Annotated in this window: 1 protein-coding gene; it reads left to right on the plus strand. The window is 55.4% G+C overall.

Annotated features, from left to right (window positions below; genetic code table 11):
• Positions 1–695: PTS transporter subunit EIIC (locus J5224_RS32930; RefSeq protein WP_264629112.1), on the plus strand; the 695-nt coding region annotated here is incomplete at both ends.

The raw sequence follows: 695 nt of genomic DNA on the forward strand, positions 1-695 counted from the left end.
ATTTTGATCGGCTTTACCGCAGCGCGTGAGTTGGGTGGTAACCCCTATCTCGGGGCTACGCTTGGGGGCATTTTGACGCACCCCGCGCTCACTAATGCCTGGGGGGTTGCTGCCGGTTTCCATACCATGGATTTTTTCGGCATTGAAATAGCGATGATTGGCTATCAGGGCACGGTCTTTCCCGTCCTGCTGGCGGTGTGGTTTATGAGTGTCGTGGAGCGGCAATTGCGTAGGGTGATTCCTGATGCGCTCGATCTGATTCTGACGCCTTTCCTCACGGTGATTATCTCCGGGTTTGTTGCCTTGCTGATCATCGGGCCGGCGGGCCGTGTACTGGGCGATGGCATCTCGTTTGTGCTCAGCACGCTAATCGCGCACGCCGGTTGGTTGGCGGGATTGCTGTTCGGTGGGCTCTATTCCGCTATTGTTATTACCGGGGTGCACCACAGTTTCCATGCCATCGAAGCGGGACTGCTCGGCAACCCGTCGATTGGCGTCAACTTTTTGTTGCCCATTTGGGCAATGGCCAATGTGGCGCAGGGCGGCGCTTGTCTGGCGGTATGGTTTAAAACTCGGGATGCGAAAATCAAAGCGATTGCGCTGCCTTCTGCATTTTCGGCGCTGTTAGGCATCACGGAAGCGGCCATTTTCGGTATCAATCTGCGCTTTGTGAAGCCGTTTATTGCTGCATTGAT

The organism is Candidatus Symbiopectobacterium sp. NZEC135 (assembly GCF_025962695.1).